Below are 21,917 nucleotides of genomic sequence, written 5' to 3'. Positions count from 1 at the left end.
CGAGGTCAGTGAGCGGTCTCGGTGAGGAGCCGGGCTGCTTCGGCGCGGGTCGTGGTGCCGGTCGGCGTCCGTTGAACGAGTCGTTGGATGGTCTTGGCAGCGGCTGGGCTGACTCTCGGCTCGTGGGGTAGTTCGAGTGTCCGTCCGCATCGTTGGGCGAGTTCATCGGTGAGCAAAAGTGCCCTGCCGAGGTCGCGGTGACCAACCAGGCCCGGAAGCAATGCCGCCAGGACGTCCAACACACGCCAGGTGCATGCGGCGTCGACATTGGCGGCCTCTTCCAGGCTTCGGAGCAGCCGCTGAACGACGATCATCTTGTCGGCGGCGTGGTGCGCACTGACCCGTCCGAGTGCGGCACCGTCGAGCAGGTTGGTTGAGACAAGGCCGACGACCGCATCGACAGCGGCGGTTCGCAGCGTGGGGTTCTTGCCGGACAGGGCCAGGCTGAGCGCGCTCCATGTCGGCTCGCCGGGCGGAACCGTGACTGTGGCGAGGCTCTGGATCAGGGGCACCGCGCCGTCGCGCACCTCCCATACATTCCTGCACAGCATCGGATGGGCCTGGGCCATCACCATGTCAAGGTGATGCGGGGCAATCAGTGGCCAGCACGCCACCATCTGGTGAGGGCGCCGGGAATACAGCGGGTCGCTGTCGTCCCATCTGTAGCCGGCCCGACTCAGCGGATCCTGCAGGCCCAGGAGTGACGGAATGATCCGTTCGGCCGAGCCGTTCGGTGCGGACGTGTTCCGCCAGACCACCACGGGTGGGCACCGGTCATAGCGAGCGAGGGGCTGCACGGGGTTGGACGTACCTCCCGGCGGTCCGGTGAGTCGCTGCCAGGCTGGTGTGCGGGTCATGTCGGTCGCGGCCCTGACCAGGCCGACGTCGGCGGACGGCTGGTTGGCGAGGAGTTCGCTCATGACGGCGGGCCCGGCCCGTAGAACCGCGGTTTCGAGGTCCATCGGGAGCAGGTCGTGGCCCGCGCCGGCGAGTTCGTCCAACCGTGCACGAAGGTCAGCAGCGCTGATCGTCGCGTTGGTGTAGGTCGGTGTCGCCAGTAGCGTCCGGGGACGACCGTGTGCCGCGACGACCGCGAGTTCGCGAAGGCGGGACGAGACGATGGTCCCAAGGTGGAGGATCGCTGGTGCGTTCTCGTCGGCCAGGCTGCCAAAAGTCCGCCCGTCGAAGTGCGGCACTCTGTCCAGCCGAATCCACTCCTCCGGCTCCTGCCCAATCATCCAGGACGCGACCAACTGCGCGAGGTCGGCACAGAGGTCCGTACCGCGGTACACGCCGATACGCCGGGACTGAAGAGCCTTGGCCCGGTCGAGCAATGCCTCACTGGTGGGCCGGCGGTCTGCATGCCGTGCCACAAAGTCGAGGACCTGCTCGACCAGGAGTGGATCGTCGGCTTCCTCGAGGAGATGGACGAGGGCAGGTTCGATCATGTCGGGGTCGAGCCGCGCCAGTTCTGTGGGCCGGACGGTGAGCGGAGTGCTCCTGGGTCCGGGAACTTCGACGAAGGGGACGGTAGATCCCCGTTCTGACTGAGCGAAGACCGGTAGGAGGATGTCCGCCGCGCGTCCTCCGAGCGCCGGGAGGCAGGCTCGTACCTCGGCCACGACTCGGGGGTCGGAGTCCACCTTCATGGCCAGCACCGCCTCGGCGGCCGCCTGTTGAACTGCTTGATGTGGGTGCATCAGCCCGGCAACGACCGCTCGGGCGCATGCTGGCGCCCGTGTGGGAACTGCGCCAGTCACGGCTCGCAGGAGTGCGACCTGTGCCATCGCGACCGACATCTCCCTGTGATGCAGGGGCGCGTCCGCGACGTCGAGGAAGGCATGGATGTCAAGAAGCTGTTCCGCAAGGAGTCGGCGCAGTGCATCCTGGGCCAGCTTGACCGCCCTGCCGGCACTCGCGGACAGCAGGGCCCGATAGGTGTCCTGACGGGACGTCATCTCCTCGGCTGTGGGCTGGAGACGCCGGTGAAAGTCCACATACCAGGTCACGTGATGGGGCGGCCAGTCCTGCCGCAGGGCCGACAGTGCCAGGTCGATCGCCTTCTGTCGGGGAAGGGAACCCGTGAGGCAGGTGGCCCACAGGTCCTCATCGGCCAAGCCCCGCTTCACAGCCCAATAGTCATGGCCGTGGAGGAGCGGTCCCGCACCTTCGACCCGGAAGAGGCGAAGAACCTCGTCCTCCAGCAGGGCCGGATCATCGGGAAGCTGCTTCGCGAGACTTGGCTCGCGGGGGTCCACGGTCTGTCGGCCGAGACTGTGCGCCATGTGAAGGGTGTAGTTCGGGTCGTCAGGTGCAGCTACGGCACCTTGTCGCACGAGCTCGCGTACCAAACGCCACCACTCGTCGCCGTGGCGCATGCCGAGCAGGGCGGTTGGCAGGGCGGTTGGCAGGTCGGAGAGCCAGGTGGGGTTGCGATCGGTCAGCACCTCCACGGCCATCGACACGGACACGTCTGAAAGCCCCGCCCAGTCGAGCTCGCGACTGACTCCAGTGGCTCTACTCACCGAACCCAACACGGCCAGCGCAAACGCCGTGTTCAGTCCATCCACATGGAACGTTGGTGCGCGGACATACTCCTTCACCGCACGGGCGACCGCGGCACGTTCCTTCTCGGTTCGTCCCGCCAACAGCGACATGACGGTCGCGCCGCAGTCGCGGCGGACGGCGTCCATGACCTGCTCGACCAGTGTCATGACCCCTCGATCAGCTCGGCAGCCAGCACATGCTTGCAGGGACCGCGTTGTCCCTGGTGCTTGCCCCACCATCGGCAGGTACACGTCGGCGGGCTGCGGTCCAACCGGACCCGATGGGTCACCTCCGTCTTCACCTCGAATCCCCCTCGCACGCGACGCACCGCGCCGACCTCGGCGAGTGCGCTGGCCTCACGAAGCCGGGGGTGCATGCCCCGAATCATGTCGCTGTCATACGGCAGCTCCCGGTGAAAATAGCTCGACGCCGCGAGGTCAAAACCAACCCGGCCGGCCCCACCAAGACAGACGAGGGCACGCAGGACCCGATCAAGCCCGAGCCCACTGGAGGCCGACAACTGAACCGGATCCAGTCTTGGTTCCCAGCCCAGATGAACGGCGAGCAGGTCCGCGTCACCGATCGCCTGCTCGTCCGCAAGGTCCTTGAGTACGCCACCCTCGCCGCTGAAGCCGGGCGTCACCTCAGGACTAAGCCTCAATCCGTGGACTCGCTGGGTTGATGGTTTTGGTTGCGGGTCGCTCGTGGTTGGTGGTGGGTGGGCAGGCGGGGGCTGCTGGTCTGCCCAGCTTTCCTTTGGTCTCCGGTCGGGCCTTGGTGGCGGGTGGGTAGTTTCAGGCGACGCGTGGTGGGCCGGTTGCGGGGCGGAACACGTTGTGCCAAAGGGTGTTCCACTGTTCCGCCCAGGGCCAGTGCTCGGGTAGGTGCAGGACGGGCCGGCGCTGTGGGCGGGCGATTCTGTCGGGGACGGTGACGATGTGGCGGCGAAGCGTCGCGCCGCGGGCGGTGGCGTGGCGGGGGCTGGTGAGGGTGCCGGCGGCGCGGAGCAGGTTGTGGGTGATGGCTGCGCAGATGGCCCAGGCGCTGTTGGCGGCGAACTGTCCTGAGGGTAGATGAGCCAACGGCCCGTCGATCAGATCGGCGAACACGGTTTCGATGATCGCGTGCCGACGGTGGGTGATGTCAGCATCGGCTGTGGGTTCGGTGTTGTTGGTGAAGAACGGGTGGTGACGCCATACCGGGAACAGCTCCTGATCGCCGGCCTGGTCGTGGGCTCGGTCACGGACCCTGCGCACGACCAGCCGGGCGGTGACCGGGTGTTTGGTGGAGGTGAACGCGGTGAACTCCGTCTCGGCGACCTCGGCGTCGGAGATCAACTCACCGGTGTCGGGATCGGTGACCGCGCCGGGGTAGTGCACCGGGGTCCAGGCGTCGTCGGGGATGGAGGCGATCGCAGCGGTCACTGCCGGGTTCTTGGTCAGCACCACCGAGAACCGCGCCCCTGCTTTCACACACGCGGCGACCACGGCGTGGTTGCCATACGCCGAATCGCCCCGCACCAAGATCTCCCCACTGGCGCCGGCGACACGGGCGGTGGCGATCGCCTCGGCCACCATGCTCGCCGCACCCTTGCCCGAGGCGGCCCGCCCGGCGCGGAGCCGGATCCCAGCCACCACCGGCGCCCCCTGGGTTGTGCTGATCGTGGTCGCCAGCGGTGACAAGCCCCGGCGCAGCACCTGCCGGCCGGCGATCTTGGTGTGCCCGAAACTCCCGCCCTGTTTGGCGTGCCCATAAACCGGGCGCAGCAGTGAGTCGATGTCGATGAACACCTGATCCTCAATGCCGGGGAGCAGCCCGCTGGCCTGAACAAGACCGACCAGGTGCGCCCGGGCGACCGATGCCAGCTGCATGCAGTGGCCGTGGGTGAACTCCCGCAGAAACTGACCCAACGTCGCCGGCGCATACACCCCGCCGAACAGCCGACGCATCCCACCAGAGCGGATCACATCCAGATCATCGATACAGTCCGCGCCGGCAGCCATCCCCGCGACGATCGAAGTCAGCTTGCCCGCCGGGTTCACCGCCGCCGACCTCACCGTCGTGGTCCGGATCGCGACACGGCTGGAGACCAACTCCGACAGGCCCGCCCGCTCAGCCAGCGCCATCACCGGCACCAAGCCCGCACACGACACCAGATTCGGATCATCGAACACCGGCCTCGCACGCGACCACCCATACGGTAACTTCACTACCAGTGCCTTTTGGATCGGGTTGGATCAGGACTTCGACACTCCAGATTCTCCCGATCCAGAAGGCACTTTCCCTGCTACCGCGCCGAGGGCCCACTCACCCGGTCCACGGATTGAGGCTAAGCACCACGACCAGCGCGGCATCATCCAGCATCAGCTGCCAAGCACTCGACGTCGGCAGCCTGCCATCCGAGACGGGTAGGCCGTACACGGTCAGTCCGCGACAGTAGCGCGACATGGCGTTCAGGAAGTGCAGCCGTTCCGGGCCCGACACGCAGACAGCACCGGAGCTCGGACGAGTAGTGAGGCGGAGCCCTCGACCGGTCGGCACAGCCCACGTCTGACCCCGTCCCTGGCTACGGCGCAGGGACTGCAGAAAGCGCCGCGCCTCGACCGGAGCCAACTCCACCCGCGGCGCCATGGCAGCCGCTACCACCTGCACCTCAGCGAATCCCTTCAACCACCGATGCGGAAGCTTCACCCTGTGCTCGACGGCAGTGCCGGCCAGCATCGAGACTGCTACTTCGTCCAGACCAACGGCCAGGTGCAGCGGACCCTGGTCTCCAATCCCCGGCTGGACCGTCGACCGTCGCGGCGTGTGTTCAGCGCGGGGTAAAGCTGATGATCATCGCCGAGTACGAAAGTGCGCCTAACCTCAACTATTCACGGAAATTGATCTAGTGGTGATGGATTCTTGTTTGGGCTTGCGTGGTTGTGAAAGCTGCTTGCGGGTAGGCTGGCGCGCCCGGCGGCTGGGCGCCGGTTGTTGTTGTTCAGTGGGGGTTTGCGGGTCTCCGTTTCTGCGGCTCGCGAGGTGGTCAGGGACGGCGGGTGTTAGCCGAAGGCCGTACGGATGCGCGTCCAGCCTTTCTCGATCGCGGGGCTGGGGGTCCAGGAAGAGTCCAGTTTCAGATACAGCTGTCGGGCGGTGGAGACGATTTTTCCGGCGACGTGTAGGACTTTGTAGCGGAAGGTTTCGGGTGTGGCTTTGGCGATCCCGGGGTGGTCTTTGAAGCCGAGCAGTTTCGCCCAGCTGATCAGATCCGCGGCGGCGAGCGCTATCTCGAACCAGGCCTGGTTGTGGCAGAACGCGTCCAGCGGCAGGTTGCCCAGGCCGAGGTGGCCGGAGTCTTTGATCCGTGCTTCGACGTGGGCGTGCTGGCGGTGTCGTAGCTCCAGTCCCTGGATCTGGTGGGGGACTACACGGGCCGGGGTGTCGGTGATGAACGCGGTCAGCCGCATCCCGTCACTGGTGGTGTTGTGCAGTTGGAGTTGGGCGCCCGGATGCGGGCGTTCCTTGCGTAGGATCAGCCGGGTGCCTTGCGGCCACTTCGACAGATCCACACAGTGTGTGGCTTCGAACACCATGGCACCGTCACGGATCCCGTCGTCTTCGATCGCGGTCGCCCACAGCTGCTCGTCCACCGCGTCGGCGATCCCCACATAGGTGGGGGTCGACTCGGTGGAGAAGCTGAACTCGCAGTGTTTCTGCCGGCAGTAGGCGGCGAAGTCGTAGGTCGCCCCGGCCGCATCGGCCCGGATCAGGATCTCCGGCGCACCGTCGACGCCAGGCCGGTAGGACTCCGGGAGCGCTTCAAGGGTCAGGTCCAGCAGTGTCTTGTGGTCGGCGATGGTGTTCGACCCGGCGTTTCCGGGCCGAAGGATCCCAGCCAGCGACTCCCCGCCGGAGATCTCGGGCCGGTCCAGATAGGAGTGCAGCGGATGGAACCCGAAGCTCTTCTTCCAGGTCGGTGCAGCGCCGGACTTCTCGCTGTGAGCGATGGTGATCGTGGCATCGAAGTCGATGTGCAGATACCCACCGGTGGCCTCCAGGTCCGGGGCCGCTCCCGCCTGCCAGGCCCGCTCACGCGCCTTCGCCCGCGCCTGGCGCACCAGCCCCAGATGCTGTTCATCGATCCTGTCGACCAGCCGCCACACGGTCGGCTGACTGGCCACCGCCCCGTGCAGTTGCGGGCGGTCCCGCAACACCGCGATCCCCGACGTCGACGTCGCCCCATCGGCGATCGCACACGCCTGATCAGCGAACACCTGCCCCGGGGAGTGAAGCCACGGGCCCCGATACGTGTCAGCCAACGCCTGGGTGACGAACCTGGTCAGACCCACGAACTCAGCGAGCTCGCGCAGCATCGACACACCCGCATGCGAGGCCAACCCGTGCCCATCCGAGCTGACCCGAAACCGCGGCCCAGCCACGCCACCCCTGCCGCCAGCCGAACCATCCTTGCCTCGGCGTGCCTTCTTCCCACCCGACGAACCCTTGCTACGCTTCACCTACGGAGTGCCTTTCTGCGAGAAAGATCGTTGTCCTCAAACACCGATTCTTCCTTACAGGCAAGGCACTCCGCCGCATTTAGACCCCGTGCCGCCGACCCACGTGAATAGCCGAGGCTAACGGTGAGAAGGACGCGATCCTGCGCCGGGAGGGCTTGTGCTCCTCCCACGTCATCGAATGGTCCCGCGCCGGCGACGCCGGCGCCCTGTCCGGGGCGGTCGACACGCCAGTTGCCCTGACCCGCGTCAGGGCTGCCCGAGCATCTGGCACACCTCGCTGGTCAGGTAGGCGTGACCAGGGTTGCCGACACAACCGGCTTGGGTCGTGTGGGTATCCCAGTCGTCAATGTAGCTGATCGCCGATCAGCGCCAGGTTCTGCATCGCGGCCAACGCGAACTGCGCCGCACCGTTGGTGGAGATGCCGGGCGCCTCGTCGGCAGGGGTGATCATGTTCGGGCTATCGGCGCGTTGGAGTTGGAATGTCTCCTCACCGATCCTGTCACCCGAGTTGAACTCGGCCCAGGCACGCGCAGCCAACTCCCGGTCACCGAGGGCTCGGGCGGCGTACGCGGTCAGCCGGCTATGCCCCTGGATCAGGCTCCGGCCGCCCAGCGGCTGACCGACCTCACGTTGCTGGGTCTGCGGGTCTGCCAGGAACAGTCGGCAGTACTGCAGCCATGCTGCTCGGAAATCACCGATGTCCAGGTCGAACCGGTCGGCCAGCGCGATCACCTCGCTGCACACCTCGACCAGGCCGAACACCGCGTTGAGATGTGAGACCTTGATCTGCTCTCGGCTGCTGTCGAACCGGCCGGTGGTCAGGTCGTACAACGCTTGGCCGGTCAGGAAGCCGAAGCGCAGCGCGCCGATGTCACGCAGCGGGTTGAGCAGCTTGTCCCGAGCCACCGGGTCACCGGTCCGCTCCCATGCCGTCAGCCAGGCCGCCGCCAACGCGCCGAAGTCGGTGCCGAGCCCGATCGCCATCGCCGTCTCGGCACCCGGCAGGTAGGCGTCATCGCGCACCTTGCGGTTGGGGTCGACCTCGAGGAGCAGCCGCTCGCTGTCGACCAGCTCGTCCAGCAGCTCGCCGACGCGATCGTCCGCCGTCAGGTAGTAGAAGATGCGGCGATAGCCGGCGTTGCTGATCCGCAACTGCTTGGCGCTGCATCCCCAGTGCTGCACGTTGTGCCGAGTGCCGAGCCCGCGCCACCGGCCGAGGTGATAAACGTCGACCTCACCGGTGTGACGGGTCAAGGCCTCAGCGAACCGGAACACGTCGGCGCGACCACTGCGCAGATAGGCCTGCCACAGCCACAGATCAGGTGAGAGCTCAGAGTTGTCCCATGCGTAGCCGCCGATGTCATAGCGCCAGGTGTGCCTGTCGACGTCGTAGCTGTGCATGATGTCGCCGTAGTGCCAGAACCCGTACCAGCGGCGCTGCTCGCGCTGCCCGGCGTAGAACGCGAACAACTGATCCAGCCTGTCCTCCAGAGTCGCCCGGACCGGAGTGCTGCGATCCACCGGAGCCCAGTCACCGAAGACGCCGACCCGGTGCAGGTACACCGGATCTGTTGCGAGCAGTGGTTGCAGCTCGGTCAGCCCGGCATGTCGGGTGAGGTGCTCCGCCGACGGGGTGCAGTCGTACGCCACCAACATCAGCTCATGCGTTCGTGCAATCCCGTACGGTGTGCCGAATCCGGGCTCGTAGTCCTCATAGGTGACTTCCAGCCCATCGAGCTGGCTGGCATAGTCGTCCTGGCCCATCCCGTCGTGATAGAAGCGCAGGTCCATGGGGTTCGCCTGTGGCGAGTACAGCCAGAGCGTCAAGCTGGCCCGCTCCGATGCGGCGCCTCGGATGTCGAGCTGAGTGGGATAGGACTGCCAAAAATCCCGCAGCCCGATGCCGATGCCGCCGCTCACACCACCTGCGTAGGCGAAGCCGGCCGACCGGTTGCCGCCGCCGACGTCGACCCATCCGTGGCCCGGCTCGGTTCGCTTGCGCAGCGTGAAACCGTCCGAGCTGAGCTGGGCCAAGGTGTAGTCGCCCCAGGCGGGGATGCGTCCCAGCCGATTCGCCACCTCCGGATTCCACCTCGACGGGTCGCCGCATGATCGTCCGGCAAGCTGTGCGGCACGCACGTCCGCACCTGGGTCGCGCCGCAACCCGGTCAGCCCGCGGACCGCTTCGGTGAGGAAGTGTCCCGACGGGCCGGCGAGTCGGACGTGGCGGTCATGCAGAGGGTCGACCATCGGCACATCGAACCGGATTCCCAACCCGGCAAGGAAATGCCGATGCTCGTCACCGTCCCAGGTGAACGAGTGAACCAGCCGCAGCTCCGGCGAACCGGCATATGCGTAGACCCGGAGCACGAACGGCAGTCTGGGCAGCTCACCTGACGCGGTACCCGACTGGACCTCGTGGTGGCCAGCGATCCGCAGCACGGCGTGTTGGTCGCCGTGCCGCTCAACCTTGATGCCGGTGACATGCCCGGTGCACTGGACTCTGTCGACCCGCACCGCTTCCTCGTCAGGCGGGGTGGTCTGGATCAGGCTGATCAGCCGTCCGTTCGCGCCGACGAGCCGTCCCGATCGGGTGAGCGCGGTGATGATCTGGGATCCGCGGCGCGCCAACTCCAACCGAAGCGCGCCAGTGTCGACAATCACGGTGGTTTCGGTGTGCTCCACCGACACTCGTGCGCCGGTAGGGCTGCCCCCGGCGAACGAACCCACCGTGAGTCGGTAGCCGTCGGCCGGTTGGTCGAGTCGACCGATCGCATGCCCGGTCCACTTGATCGATCCGTCGGGCCACCGGGCGGTGACCCAACTGTCGACCAGCCGTTGCTCGCCGCTTGCGGCCGAGACATGAAAAGACGCCTGGGCCGGGTCCGTCAGCGCACCGGGCTGCCACGGCATGCCCCAGGTGACGCCGGGGACCGAACCCGCCGGCGGTTCGAGCCAGTGCAGGTCGACAGCCAGGTCATCGGTCATCACTGATCGGCTTTCCACAGATCGTTGGTCTCCTTGATCACGTCGTCGCCGCCACTGGATCGCCACTGCTGGATCGCGTCGCGCAGCCCTTGCTCATCGATCTGACCGGCGATGAACTTTATGCGGGCGTCGGCGATCATGTTGTCCAGTTGGGCGCCACGGGATATGTACGTCTCCGACACGTAAGCCGCGCCAGGGTTGTAGACGGCACTCTTCAGATCCTGCTTCCACAGGCCGATCCGCTTGTCGTACGTGGCCTGTTCGGCCTCGGTAGCCAACTTGACGGCGTACCCGGTGTAGCCGTCGACGGCGCAGCGAAGCTGAGCCCAGCTGGTCTCCTTGGCGGGGTCCTTCGGCACAGCAAGATCACCTTCGAGGGTGAAATCGGTGCCCTCGATCCCGTTGTTCATGACGATCTGAGCCTCTTTGGAATTCAGCTTGTCCAGGAACGTCAGGACCCGGTTGAGGTCCTCCTCGGTCTTCACGTTGCCGCCGCGCGGGATCGCCATGAAGCCGTTGTAGCCCGTGGTCGGGTAGGCATACAGCTGCCCGTCGGGTCCGCGCAGTTGGCCGGTGATCTCAACGTAGTCACCCAGGTTGTCCGGGTCGGACTCCTGCCACAGGTTGTACAGCTGCTGCGAGCGGTCGAGCACGTCGATGATGATGCCGCCCTTACCGTTGTAGAAGGGTTCGTTCCAGGTCGCCGAGTCCAAGGTCGCGAAGTCCTTGTTGATCAAGCCTTCGGACACCATCTTCCGGATGAACTTGTCCGCCTCGATGAACTCTTCGGTGGTGAAGCCCGGAACCAATTGGCCGTTCCGTTCGGTCCACCCGTTACCGGCGCCGTACCAGGTCTCGATCACGTCGTACGGACTGCTGGTGCCGATCGAGCCGGGCCACTTCGGGATGATCAACCCGGTGGTGTCGTCCTTGCCGTTGCCGTCCGGATCCTGTTCGGTGAACGCCTTGGCGACCGCGTACAGGTCACCGGTGGTCTTCGGCATCTCCATGCCGACCTTCTCGAGCCAGTCCTTGCGGACGATCACGCCGACCCGCATCGGATCGCGATAGCGGTAGATCCCGTACAGCGTGCCGTTGACGCTGGCCATCTGATGCACGTCGGGGTTGCCGTTCGCCAGGTTGGGATAGTCGGCGAGCTTGTCGGTCAGATCCCAGAAGGCGCCGGCCTCGGCGCTCTTGATGAAGCCGGGAGTCTTCGAGGCCACCATGATCTCGGGCAGATCTTCGCCATCACCAGCGAGGGTGACGTTGAGCTTGTCGTTGTACGACGCGTCTGGCACCCAGTTCACCGTGATGTCGGTGCCGGTGATCTCCTCGAGCTTCTTCAACCTCGGGTCGTCGGCCGCCTCCGGCTGCTCCTGATAGAAGGGCAACATCATCGTGATGCCGGTCGGCTTGTCGCCGCCATCGGCGTCACTGCCGCATGCGGCGAGGCTACCGGTCAGGGCTACCGCCACGACGGCCGCTGCGACTCGTCGGTTAAGCGGGATAAGCATCGGCTTCTCCTTCGAACGACAGCGCAACAGTCGATGGATCAATTGGTGGGCTGGGGAAGGGCGGGTACGCGGCCGCGGAGCGTCTCCGGCACCTCGATGATCACGAGGTCGAGCACCTGCCCGTCGCTGGGACGTCCCGACTGAATCAGCACGCGCCGGCTGTCGGGGCTGAAGATCGGGTGGGTGTGATCGGGCCGCATCTTGTGGTCGGTGGTCAGTACGGTCATCTCGCCGCTGCGTCGATCGATCAGAGTGATGTCGCCGAGGAAGTCGTCGGCAACCGCCCATCGCCGATCCGGTGAGCCGTTGCAGTGCCAGAAACCCTGCCCGCGAGCTTGTCCGAGCAGCCGCATCTCATTGCTGCGTAGGTCGATGACCGCGACCCCGCTCGGCTTCTCGGCGAGGTACGGCAAGTGCGCCATCAGGTTGAACATCACCTCGTCCGCACCGGACACGGTCTCGTGGGTGACCCACTCGTCGGGAGTCTCCACATAGAGCGGGCGGTTGCCAGAGCCGTCGCCACGGACCGTCCAGATCCGCTGTGGGGCGTCGCCGGTGGTCTCGTGACAGTAGATGATCTCGCCGGGAACCCACGGGTTCGTCTGGACGTGGCCCATCCGGAAGTCGGTGTCGATGACGGTCGAGATCTCGCCGGTGTTCAAGTCGATTCGCCGGATGCCGCCCGGACCGCGCCCGGCCACCGCGAACCGCTGCCGCGCCGCTTCGCGCTCCTCGGCCACGTTCGTGTTCTGCTGATCGATCATGCTGCGACGCTGTTGCGGCTTCGCCGGGCGCTGGGGTGGCGGGCCGAAGCCGATGCCCCAGTACGCCGCCGTGCCGTCGGCATCGATGGCGAACCCGCCGGCGCTGTGCAGGTCGCCCGGCAGCGCGGTGACAACTCGCTCGTAAGTGGCACGGGCACCGACTGCCCCGGCGATCGCGTCGGGGATCAGCCGGTTCAGGTCCAGCCCGACCAGCTCGCTGTGTCCCAGGTCAGCCGCGGACGGCACGGCCGATCGCCGGAAGTAATAGAGAGTGTTCCTGCCGACGTCAAGGTTGAGACTTGAGGTGTCGGTTCGCGGGTCCTCGGTGAGCTGCAGGATGTGGCCGTCGCGTTCGTGCACGAGGTAGGCCTGGCTGCCGTCGCCACTGCGATCGGAACGGAATAGGATCCAGTCGCCGTCGGTGGTCCAGGTGGGATGGGTTTGGTATGGCTTCGGGCTGCCGGCCGGGTGTGCTGTGAGCACCCGCACGGTCACTCCGGTCACCGGGTCCGGATACTCGTACGACTCCGAAGGGAGCACACGGCCGAAGCCGTACTTAGGCGACGATTCGGACCGGCGCTGGTCGAGCGTCACAGATTCGGGCCTTTCGATAGTGGAGGGGTAGTCGGCTAGGGCAGCACCCTGACGTCGAGCGAGCGGTATCGCGCGACCAATGGGCTCATCTGCCGGAACCCGATGCGACCGCCGCCGTAGTGGCCGCCGCCCCGTGCTCCGTCGTCGTGCCAGCGAAGCACTGGCAGGTCGTTGATCGAGAACGCGACGTCCGCTCGGTCCTTGATCAACTCCAACCGGTAGAAGTGCTGCGCGTCCTCGGCTGGCGGTAGCGGGTCGGCGGCTTGGGCAACGAGATGGCACCCAGGGCTCTTGCGGACGTTGCACGTTCGAAACGTCCGTTCGTCGGGTTGCTTGTGTCGCAGGTACGACAGATGCAGGGCTTGCACCTCGCCGGAGTGGTACTGCGGGTAGTACCCGTTGCGCGGCGGCAGACTGGCATCAAACAAGTCTCGACCGGACGTGCCGGTGGCGGCGAAGAAGATCATCGCCAGTCCGGGCTCTCGTACCGGCTGGAATTCCCAGCCGATTCTGATCCGATCGCCGAAAATCTCTGGGCACCACAGCGTCCAATGGGCGTGGTCGCCCACCCGGGCTTCGTCGGCGGAACTGCTCAACTCGACCGCGTCATTGACGGCGGTCACGGCGACCGGTCCCTCGGCGATCCAGCCGTCGAGGTCGGCGACCGACCGCAGTGGATTGTGATACCCCTGCTTGTTCGAGGTCGTGATCATCAGCCCTTCACCGACCCGATCAACATGCCCTTGGCGAAGTGCTTCTGCAGGAACGGATAGAACAGCATGATCGGCACGGTGGCGACGATCACGACGGCGAACTTCACGCCCTGGGCCGGCGGGATGTAGTTGGGATCGATCGGTGCGCCACCGGCACTCAGATTCGCCGATACGGTGACTTGCCGCAGGTACATCTGCAGCGTCCATTTCTCGCTGTCGTTCAGATAGATCAGTGGTGACATGAAGTCGTTCCAGATGCTGACGGCGTAGAACAGCGCGAACGTCGCCAGTACCGGCTTGCACAGCGGTAGCAGGATCCGCAGCAGGATGCTCAGTTCGTTTGCACCGTCGACCTTCGCCGACTCCTCCAGCTCGACAGGCAACTCCTGGAAGAAGTTCTTGATGATGATCAGACTGAACGGGTTGATCGCCAGAGGCAGGATCAATGACCAGTAGGTGTCGAGCAGACCCAATGCCTTCACCACCAGGAAGGTGGGGATCAACCCAGCGGAGAACACCATCGCGAACAGCACGATGTTGATCAACACTGTCCGGCCGGGCAGGCTTCGCTTCGCCAGCGGGTACGCCATCGTGAAGGTGAAGAACAGCTGCACGACGGTGCCGACGGCGGTGACACAAACCGTCGTCACCAGGCTCCGAAGGAACGCGGTCGTGGAGAAGATCGCCCGGTAGGCCTCGACTGAGAATGTCTCCGGCCACAGGAAGAACGATCGTCGGGTGAGCTCGGCCTCGGTCGCTAGCGAGCCGGCGAGGACGAACACAAAGGGCAGTAGTGCCAGCAGCCCGATCGCGATCAAGACGACGTAATTCACCACGTCGAAGACACGACCGGCGGTAGTGTTGTGGAATTTCATGGCGAGCCTCAGAAGATCCCTGTTTGGTTGATCCGCTTGGCAACCAGGTTGGCGCCGACGATGAGCACGATGCCGACGACCGCCTTGAACAGCCCGACCGCGGTGCTATAGCTGTATGCGCCTTGGGTGATGCCGACGAAGTAGACGTAGGTGTCGAACACGTCAGCGACCGAGCGGTTGAGCGAGTTGGACATCAGGTAGATCTGCTCGAATCCGGTGTTGAGGATCTGCCCGATCTGCAGGATGAGCAGGACAACGATCGTCGAGCTGATCGCCGGCAGGGTGATGTGCCAGGCTCGTCGGAGTCGTCCCGCACCGTCGATGATCGCGGCCTCGTAATGATCTTGATTGACGGTCGCGAGTGCAGCGAGATAGATGATCGTTCCCCAACCACTGTTCTTCCACAGTTCCTGCAGAACGATGATCGGGCGGAACCACGCCGGGTCGGTGAGGAAGTCGACCTGCGTCCCCAGCGCGTTGTTGATCAGGTGGAACAGCGGACCGACGTCGATCGCGAAGAGGAGATAGGTCAGCGACGCGACGATTGTCCAGGACAGGAAGTGTGGGATGTAGATCAGGGTTTGCACGGTACGCTTGACGATCGAGATCCGCACCTCGTTGAGCAGCATCGCCAGGATGATCGGCACGGGGAATGCGATCAGCAGGTTCAAGAGGGCCAAGATCAGCGTGTTGCGCAGCAGCCGGGCAAAGTCGGGGTTGGTGAAGAACTCCTCGAAGTGCTCGAACCCGATCCAGGCGGAGTCATTGATGCCGAGGAACGGCACGTAGTCCTTGAACGCGATCACGGCCCCGTACATCGGTGCATAGCGGAAGATCGCGAAGTAGGCAACACCAGGGATGAGCAGCAGGTAGAGCCACCTCAACTGGAACAACCGGGCCCAGACGCCTCGCTTGCGAGGCGCGGTCTCGCCAGGCTTCGTCGCGGTTGTTTCGGTGGGAACTGTCTCCGTCGACATGATCAAGCCCTCGCGGCAACCGCAGCGTCGTTGGCGGCGAACATTTTGAGGCACAGGTAATTGTCGAGATGGATCCAGGCGCCGACACTGAAGAAGAGCAACAAGCCCGGGAGCGAGTAGCTCAGATAGCCGATCGCAATCGTGACGAAGAGCAGCAGTGCCATCGACACCGGGTTGCGGAGCGCGAAAGCCATCGCGGTGACGTGATAGCGGCGGAGCGGTAGGTCATAGTGACTGAACATCGGCAGGAGTACGCACACCGACGCCACGAAGCATGCGCCGAGCGCGACGGTGGCCATCGACAGCACAGTGGATGCGCTCCCGAATGCCGAGCCGAATGAGTGGAAGTTCAGCGCAAGCATCGCGCCGACGAGTAGGTTCGGCACGACCAGGAGCGTGGCTCGCCCGAATTCGGTGCGGTAGGTGGCCCAGAATGCCGGCAGCATCCGCGGCGACTCGCCCTGGTGATAACGACGACTGAGATCGAACGCGGCGACCGTGCTCGGCCCGATACCCAGCACGACGCCGCCGAGTAGGGTGAAGGTCAGCCACAGGGCGTTCAACTTGGCGATCCAGGTGACAGCCTCGCAGAGCGCGACCGCCCTGACCGCGACAGTCTCCTTCATCGGTGAGGCCCCTTCCACGCGACCGTCGAATCGTTCAAGCAGTCTCCCGTGACGCCAAGCGTACGAGTGCAGGTGCGAGGGGAAAGCGATTTCCAGGCGTCACTATAGGCGAGGCATCTGGGCTGCCACCGCCTTCGCGGCCGTATCTGGTCACCGACAAGTACCTGCGCCGGTTCGGCAAGGACTCTCTGGTCTCGTTCGAGGCCAGCTTCTACTCGTCCCTCCCCTCCCGCCAGGTCCGCGGTGGCCAGCGGGTCCATCTGCAAGTCGACGGCGAAATCGTCACAATCCGCGCCGTCGGGTCCGATGGCGAGGTCCATGCTGGTCGTGAAACAGGTGAACGGGTCCCGCGAATACGCCATCGTCATGTGGAACGAGTAGACGTTGCCGACACCGACATGGCCGAGCAGGTTGCCCTCACCACCCCGGTCGACCTGGGCATGGGCGCAGGGGCTACGGCGTTCGCTCAAGCTCGTCCCAGCGAACTCGAACCATGGATTCTCCTAACAACTGGGCGAGAGCTACCCCTCGGCGAAGGGGCTGCCTCGGTCACGCCGCGACACTCGGGGAAACGCCTCGGTGCTAGCCAGAGAAGTCCAGCGAATGTGCTCCCTATACGAGGCGGCGGAGAGGAACCTTCCTGCCCGACACGTCAGATGCTGCCAAGATCGTATGTACAGAAGCCCGCCTGCCAGGGCGTTCTTCGAAGTCAGTTCGGGATGCAGGGGTGCGACGGTGGACACCTTGAGTACCCGGGATTGCGTGCGCTGCGTCCAATGGCGACGCGCGGTGTCCGTTTCCTGTCCTTAGGGTTGGACTCTTCATGGCAAGCGCTTACCGTCAGCCCCGATGCGCCCACCCGTCGTCGGCGTGCGGCTCACTCCCCGTGGCCGTGAATCGTTACAGGTGTGAGTCATTACAGAGAGGTGACCCTCCATGTTCCGGACACGATCGACCCGCCGTCACAGGCTCGGCGCCGCCGTACTGTCGGCCGCGCTCGCCGCAGCCACCCTGGCTGCCGCCCCCACCCCGGCGTCCGCCGACGAGCCGAACCGTGGCCCCGCCTCCTATGTCGCCCCGTGGGGCAACGACGATGCCAACGGCAGCCCCAACCACCCGTGGGCGACCATCGCGCACGCCCAGGAGATGGTGCGGCCCGGCGACACCGTCTACCTGCGCGGCGGTACCTACGCGTTCACCGACGCCGTGGACGAGTGCGCGAGCCGGACCGACAGCATTGACGTCATCGCGCTCACCAAGAGCGGGACCGCGCAGCGCCCGATCCGCTACGCCGCGGCAGAGGGCGAGACACCGGTGCTCGACTTCGCCGGAATCCTGGACGACTGCCGCGTCAAGGGCATCAACGTCTCCGCCGACCACGTGGTGCTCGAGAGACTCGAGGTGACCGGTGTCCGTCAGGGCAACAACCTGAACAACGAGTCGTGGGGTGTCTGGGTCGCCGGCAATGACAACGTGTTCGACCGCCTCAACGTCCACCACATCATGGGCGCCGGCATCTTCATCCAGGACGGCGCCGGCAACCTCGTGCGCAACAGCGACTCCCACGACAACTACGACCCCTACTCGAAGACCGGGGCCGGGCAGAACGCCGACGGGTTCGGCTCCCACACCGACACTCCGAGCACCAGGCCGAACGTGTTCTCCGGCGACCGGGCGTGGAACAACGCCGACGACGGTTTCGACTTCATCAACTCGTCGTCACCGGCGAGCGTGAGGAACTCGTGGGCGTGGCACAACGGGTACGTCTACGGCACCGACGTGCCGGCGGCGTCCGGAAACGGCAACGGCTTCAAGCTGGGCGGCTTCGGCGGCGTGTACGACCCGAATGGACAGACCTTCGCGATCGATCACTCCGTGGCGTTCGACAACAGGGTGCGCGGCTTCGACGCCAACTACCACACGGTGCCCAACGTGATCTCCAACAACACCGCGTTCGACAACGGCACCAACTACGACATGACCTCCACCGCGCCCGACGGCACCAGGTACGGCCTGGGCATCCTGCGCAACAACGTGTCTTTCGGCACCGGCGGACTCAGGAACATGACCGGAACCGACTCGCAGGCGAACTCCTGGGACCTCGGCCTGCAGTTGACCGCCGCCGACTTCCTGAGCGTGTCGCAGGAAGGCTGGGACGCCCCTCGCAAGCCGAACGGTGACCTGCCCGACCTGCCGAACCTGCGTCCGGCCCCGGGCAGTGCGCTGATCGACCGGGGCGTCGACCTCGGGTTCCGCTACCGCGGCTCGGCGCCCGACCTCGGGGCGTTCGAGTTCGACGGCCGCCCGCACGGGGAGTGAGCTCTGGTTGAGCCTGTCGATCGACACCGAGTGGGCGATGGGAACCATCGGACTGCGGCCATCAAGCCCTCCGATCGCCCACTCGGTGCGCGGCGATACGGCCGCCTGCCACAGCACAGCACAGCACTCATCGAACCGCTGCGATACGGTCTCCGGTATGGCTGCCGTGACCGTCTTCCACAACCCGCGCTGCTCCACCTCGAAGGCGGCCCTCGACGCCGCCGACGCTGCCGGGGTCGAGGTCGAGGTGGTGCGCTACCTGACCACTCCGCTCGACGAGGCGGCCCTGCGTAACCTGCTCAGCAAGCTCGAGGACCCCGCAACCGACCTGGTACGACGTGACGCCGCCTTCGCCCGGCTCGGCCTGACCAACGCCGACGTCGCGACCGCCGACCAGGTGGTCGCCGTGCTGGTCGAGCACCCCGAGCTGATGCAGCGTCCCGTGCTGGTGAAGGGAAAGCGGGCGATCATCGGCAGGCCGAAGGACCGCGTCCCGGTCTTCCTCACCGACTGACTGACCATCGCGCGTCCGCGGGCGGACCTGCAGCACCTCGCCGTCGCCGAACCTCGTGCCACGTGTCGAACAGCTCACCACGCGGGCCAGCCGCGGCGCCTCGGACACGCGGCCGGACGAACTCGACGTCCCTGTCCGGCCAGCCACATCAGGCCGGCACGTTGGGGTCGAAACCCACCGCGGGGAGCCGGTGGCTTCGGTATCCAGATCGCTCCTACCCGGGCCAGACTCGCGTGCGGCCTGCTCACGACGGGCGCGGTGCCGGAGGAGGTCCCATGCCTGGGATTCGATCCGTGGATGCCGCCGCTACTGACAGCGTCCGAGCAGACTTGCCGGTCCTGGCTGGGCCGTGGCAGTCAGGACCGGCTCTTCCTCAATCGGTACGCCGTCGCCGGTCAACGCCAGCGCCGTCACGCCGCATCCGCTCCAGCGCTCACTGCCGGACGAGCGGCCGACTCGAGCTCACTTAGCTGCAGGCATGAAGGACGCCCGAGTCCGGGCGGCCCTAACCCGTTACGCACGGGGACGGGAGCGCTGTGGACCGGCCGAGGCCCAGGGCATCCCACGCCTGCTCCAGGACCTCGGCAGCCGATGCCGTCGCGTCCAATTCGATGACCGGCCAGCCTGCCGACCGCATGGCCGCGAGCTCCTGTTCCCGCAGCGCGCCCAGCTGATCTCGCGACCACGCCACGATCCGCTCAGCGATGCGCCCAGACGTGTGACCGGCGTCGCTCGCGAGGCGTGCGTAGCGCTTCGCCCACACGTCACCACGTTGGGCAAGCGCCCGTTCGGTCGCCGTCCGCACATCACCGGCCAGGTCTAGGAGGACAGGATCCATGTCCTCCGCAAGCTCTCGTACATCCAGGCAGAGCCGCGCAAGCCGACCGTGGTCACGCATCGCCCACGGAAGGTCGGCCGCCATGCCTGCACAGTGCCAGTCGAACACACCCCAGGCGTTTGCGGCCCGGAAGCCATCGAAGACCCGCGCGTACGTGGGCAGGAAGAGCTCGGGTGTCGGAAACTCCCTGCTGCGGAAAGCCTCCGCGACGTCGACGAAGTCGGCTCGGGCGAAGATCTGGTGCTCGCCGAACAGGTCGACGGTCGCACCTGCTTCCTCCAGCCTGCGTGTGAGCCCTTCGGCAAGCGTCGACTTGCCGATGCCCGCACAGGAACCGGAAAGCATGACCAGGCGGGGCTTCGTCCGGTCGCGGGTGTCGAACGCCGAATTCATCCGAACACTGTGACAAGACCACACTCGATTCGTCACCAGGTTTACCGCGCGGACGCCTCGTCGACGTAAGCACACGCCCGGCCGTCGGACTGTCAGCTTGGGAACGCACATCTACGGCCGCGTGGCCCCTGGTTCACGCCGGGGACAACGGCCGCGAGCGTCCTGCACTGACCTGTCCGACCTGGGCTAATGGCCCGCGCAACACACGGGTTAGACATCCCAGGGAGCTAACCTTCAAGGGCGTCGGGTGTGTTGTTGTGGTGGTGCGCCACCATTGCGGAGTCAGGCCCAGACTGAGTAGCCTGCCTGGTGGCGTCGATCCACCGCCAAACCTCCGTCGGTCCTCCCCAGCAGGGCCGCTTGTTGGAGGCAAAGGGGACCACATCCTCGGGATCGCTGTCCCGGTCACTGCCGGGCGCCGTCGCTGGGGGGCGTAGCGCCGGGCGTGGAGGGCCGGATGACGGCGAACCGCAATCGCAAGCGACTCGTTCGACAACGCATGCAGCGCACTGGCGAGTCGTACACGGCTGCTCTCCGGCATCTCCGATCCCAAAGGAGTGCCATGTCGACGCCGCAGACGAACATGAACGTCACCGCGATCGTGCGCAAGACGCTCAGCGACCAGCCAGTCCTGTGCGTTCGGAGTACCCGGACGGACGAGATGATTGGCGAAGCGATCGGAGAATCGTTCCAAGCTCTGGAGCATCAGGGGCTCGCGGCGGCGGGGCCGCCCTACACGGTCTTTGGTGAAGAGTTGAGCCCAGGACACCAGGAGCCCAAAGCAGATGGATGGGAGGCTGGAGTGCCCGTCGATCGAGCGGCCGTCCCTGAGGGCCATGTCATTCCCGCCGTTCTTCCCGGAGGCGAGGTGGCCTCAGCCTATTTCTCGGGCAACTGGGCGGACGTCGAGAAGGTCGAGGCGGTGATCGCGAATCTGCGAGCGCAGATCGAAGCGGCCGGCCTCGAACTGGGCGGCCCATTGCGCTGGATCTGGCTCTCAGACCCAACCGTCACACCTGACCCCGACAACCACTACACCGAGCTGCACTGGCCGGTCAGAGGCTGACCTGGCCCACGAATCCGGCTTCCCACGAAGTCTCCGACGCTTACAGCGGCGTCGCGGCTCGGTGCGTTCCAGCGGCGTCGGCTGTGGGAGTTGCGCGGTGGGGCCTACTGATACATGGCGTTGTGCAGGCGGCGGTTGCCGACGTGGCGGGCGAGGACGGCTCGTTTTCTGCCCGAGGCAACCGTCACCGGCGAGATGCCGGCGTAGTTCCTACGAGACTTGGCGGTGCTGTAGCGATCAGGGTCGTCCCCAAACTCATCGAGCGCCCGGGCGCCAAGAACATCGCCGAGTCCCGGCATGGAGAGGTAGATGTCGACGTCCGGGTGCTGCTCAAAACGGTCTGCGAGTCTGGTCTCGAGCTCCGCGACCTGGCGGTTCAACCCGGCGATGATGCCGCCCGCTGCAGTCGTGGTGGCGGCGAACGCGGCGACAATCTGCTCCGCCGCGCAAACTGCTGGTCGGTGCGCAGCGCGGTAGTGATCCGCCGGGCTGTGTCATCGAGGTTGCGCCGGCGGCCAGCACGCTTCAACACCGCCCGGATCGCCGAGACCGATAGCCGGGCACCATCGCCCCGGACCTGGGGCTCTGCCAAGCACCGCCACGGCGTCACGATCGGCGAGATCACCAAAGGCTTCCAGCGCGGCATGCCGTCCAGGAAAGGACCTTCGCTGCCCCGCCGCGTT

At 65.8% G+C, this 21,917-nt stretch carries 15 protein-coding genes and 1 pseudogene; 3 read left to right on the top strand and 13 right to left on the bottom strand.

Annotated features, from left to right (window positions below):
• Nucleotides 1–5 precede the first annotated feature (5 nt).
• The 11 genes from HEB94_RS26000 to HEB94_RS25950 form a co-directional block, all read right to left on the bottom strand.
• Nucleotides 6–2,714, bottom strand: coding sequence for a DUF6493 family protein (locus HEB94_RS26000; protein WP_192752332.1), 2,709 nt, complete (start codon nucleotides 2,712–2,714; stop codon nucleotides 6–8).
• Complete coding sequence (locus HEB94_RS53720) at nucleotides 2,711–3,190, bottom strand: SWIM zinc finger family protein (RefSeq protein WP_337918010.1); 480 nt, start codon at nucleotides 3,188–3,190, stop codon at nucleotides 2,711–2,713. The genes HEB94_RS26000 and HEB94_RS53720 overlap by 4 nt, the downstream gene beginning before the upstream one ends.
• A 151-nt stretch (nucleotides 3,191–3,341) precedes the next feature.
• A complete protein-coding gene (locus tag HEB94_RS25990) occupies nucleotides 3,342–4,757 on the bottom strand; it encodes an IS1380 family transposase (RefSeq protein WP_192752331.1) in 1,416 nt (471 codons plus the stop codon).
• A gap of 834 nt (nucleotides 4,758–5,591) precedes the next feature.
• Complete coding sequence (locus HEB94_RS25985) at nucleotides 5,592–6,971, bottom strand: IS1380 family transposase (protein ID WP_192753330.1); 1,380 nt, start codon at nucleotides 6,969–6,971, stop codon at nucleotides 5,592–5,594.
• Between the two features lie 421 nt (nucleotides 6,972–7,392).
• On the bottom strand, nucleotides 7,393–10,038 hold the full coding sequence (locus HEB94_RS25980; protein WP_192752330.1) for an exo-rhamnogalacturonan lyase family protein: 2,646 nt from the start codon (nucleotides 10,036–10,038) through the stop codon (nucleotides 7,393–7,395).
• Complete coding sequence (locus tag HEB94_RS25975) at nucleotides 10,038–11,555, bottom strand: extracellular solute-binding protein (RefSeq protein WP_192752329.1); 1,518 nt, start codon at nucleotides 11,553–11,555, stop codon at nucleotides 10,038–10,040. The genes HEB94_RS25980 and HEB94_RS25975 overlap by 1 nt, the downstream gene beginning before the upstream one ends.
• Nucleotides 11,556–11,593: 38 nt before the next feature.
• The gene (locus HEB94_RS25970) at nucleotides 11,594–12,823 is read right to left on the bottom strand and encodes a TolB family protein (protein ID WP_192752328.1); all 1,230 of its coding nucleotides are present in this window, start codon (nucleotides 12,821–12,823) and stop codon (nucleotides 11,594–11,596) included.
• A 125-nt stretch (nucleotides 12,824–12,948) separates the two neighbouring features.
• Nucleotides 12,949–13,626, bottom strand: coding sequence for a DUF1961 family protein (locus HEB94_RS25965; protein ID WP_192752327.1), 678 nt, complete (start codon nucleotides 13,624–13,626; stop codon nucleotides 12,949–12,951).
• Complete coding sequence (locus HEB94_RS25960) at nucleotides 13,626–14,459, bottom strand: carbohydrate ABC transporter permease (RefSeq protein ID WP_337918009.1); 834 nt, start codon at nucleotides 14,457–14,459, stop codon at nucleotides 13,626–13,628. Before HEB94_RS25960 ends, HEB94_RS25965 begins: the two co-directional genes overlap by 1 nt.
• Nucleotides 14,460–14,509: 50 nt before the next feature.
• Nucleotides 14,510–15,478, bottom strand: coding sequence for an ABC transporter permease (locus HEB94_RS25955; protein ID WP_192752325.1), 969 nt, complete (start codon nucleotides 15,476–15,478; stop codon nucleotides 14,510–14,512).
• A gap of 2 nt (nucleotides 15,479–15,480) precedes the next feature.
• Complete coding sequence (locus tag HEB94_RS25950) at nucleotides 15,481–16,104, bottom strand: YesL family protein (protein WP_192752324.1); 624 nt, start codon at nucleotides 16,102–16,104, stop codon at nucleotides 15,481–15,483.
• 936 nt (nucleotides 16,105–17,040) lie between these two features.
• On the opposite strand from HEB94_RS25950, the gene HEB94_RS25945 reads away from it, so the two are divergent.
• A complete protein-coding gene (locus tag HEB94_RS25945) occupies nucleotides 17,041–18,423 on the top strand; it encodes a right-handed parallel beta-helix repeat-containing protein (protein ID WP_192752323.1) in 1,383 nt (460 codons plus the stop codon).
• Nucleotides 18,424–18,580: 157 nt separating this feature from the next.
• Nucleotides 18,581–18,937 (top strand): ArsC/Spx/MgsR family protein, encoded by a 357-nt coding sequence (locus tag HEB94_RS25940; RefSeq protein ID WP_192752322.1) that lies wholly within the window; start codon nucleotides 18,581–18,583, stop codon nucleotides 18,935–18,937.
• 505 nt (nucleotides 18,938–19,442) lie between these two features.
• Here the strand turns inward: HEB94_RS25940 and HEB94_RS25935 are convergent.
• Nucleotides 19,443–20,168, bottom strand: coding sequence for a P-loop NTPase family protein (locus tag HEB94_RS25935; protein WP_192752321.1), 726 nt, complete (start codon nucleotides 20,166–20,168; stop codon nucleotides 19,443–19,445).
• Nucleotides 20,169–20,730: 562 nt separating this feature from the next.
• Here HEB94_RS25935 and HEB94_RS25930 point away from each other — a divergent pair.
• On the top strand, nucleotides 20,731–21,234 hold the full coding sequence (locus HEB94_RS25930; RefSeq protein ID WP_192752320.1) for a GyrI-like domain-containing protein: 504 nt from the start codon (nucleotides 20,731–20,733) through the stop codon (nucleotides 21,232–21,234).
• 107 nt (nucleotides 21,235–21,341) lie between these two features.
• On the opposite strand, the pseudogene HEB94_RS51040 reads toward HEB94_RS25930, so the two are convergent.
• Nucleotides 21,342–21,902, bottom strand: a pseudogene (locus tag HEB94_RS51040) (transposase); the annotation flags it as partial.
• Nucleotides 21,903–21,917: the final 15 nt, after the last annotated feature.

Origin of the sequence: Actinopolymorpha pittospori (assembly GCF_014873875.1) — a bacterium.
GTDB lineage: Bacteria > Actinomycetota > Actinomycetes > Propionibacteriales > Actinopolymorphaceae > Actinopolymorpha > Actinopolymorpha pittospori.
Note: the sequence above shows the minus strand (reverse complement) of the source record. Positions and strands in the feature narration are given on the sequence as shown.

Bases quoted from the DNA above. Each gene is read 5' to 3' on its own strand.
- HEB94_RS25930 (WP_192752320.1), top strand. From the start codon at position 20,731: ATGTCGACGCCGCAGACGAACATGAACGTCACCGCGATCGTGCGCAAG.
- HEB94_RS25940 (WP_192752322.1), top strand. From the start codon at position 18,581: ATGGCTGCCGTGACCGTCTTCCACAACCCGCGCTGCTCCACCTCGAAG.
- HEB94_RS25980 (WP_192752330.1), bottom strand. From the start codon at position 10,038: ATGACCGATGACCTGGCTGTCGACCTGCACTGGCTCGAACCGCCGGCG.
- HEB94_RS26000 (WP_192752332.1), bottom strand. From the start codon at position 2,714: ATGACACTGGTCGAGCAGGTCATGGACGCCGTCCGCCGCGACTGCGGC.
- HEB94_RS25945 (WP_192752323.1), top strand. From the start codon at position 17,041: ATGTTCCGGACACGATCGACCCGCCGTCACAGGCTCGGCGCCGCCGTA.
- HEB94_RS25935 (WP_192752321.1), bottom strand. From the start codon at position 20,168: ATGAATTCGGCGTTCGACACCCGCGACCGGACGAAGCCCCGCCTGGTC.
- HEB94_RS25975 (WP_192752329.1), bottom strand. From the start codon at position 11,555: ATGCTTATCCCGCTTAACCGACGAGTCGCAGCGGCCGTCGTGGCGGTA.
- HEB94_RS25965 (WP_192752327.1), bottom strand. From the start codon at position 13,626: ATGATCACGACCTCGAACAAGCAGGGGTATCACAATCCACTGCGGTCG.
- HEB94_RS25950 (WP_192752324.1), bottom strand. From the start codon at position 16,104: ATGAAGGAGACTGTCGCGGTCAGGGCGGTCGCGCTCTGCGAGGCTGTC.
- HEB94_RS25955 (WP_192752325.1), bottom strand. From the start codon at position 15,478: ATGTCGACGGAGACAGTTCCCACCGAAACAACCGCGACGAAGCCTGGC.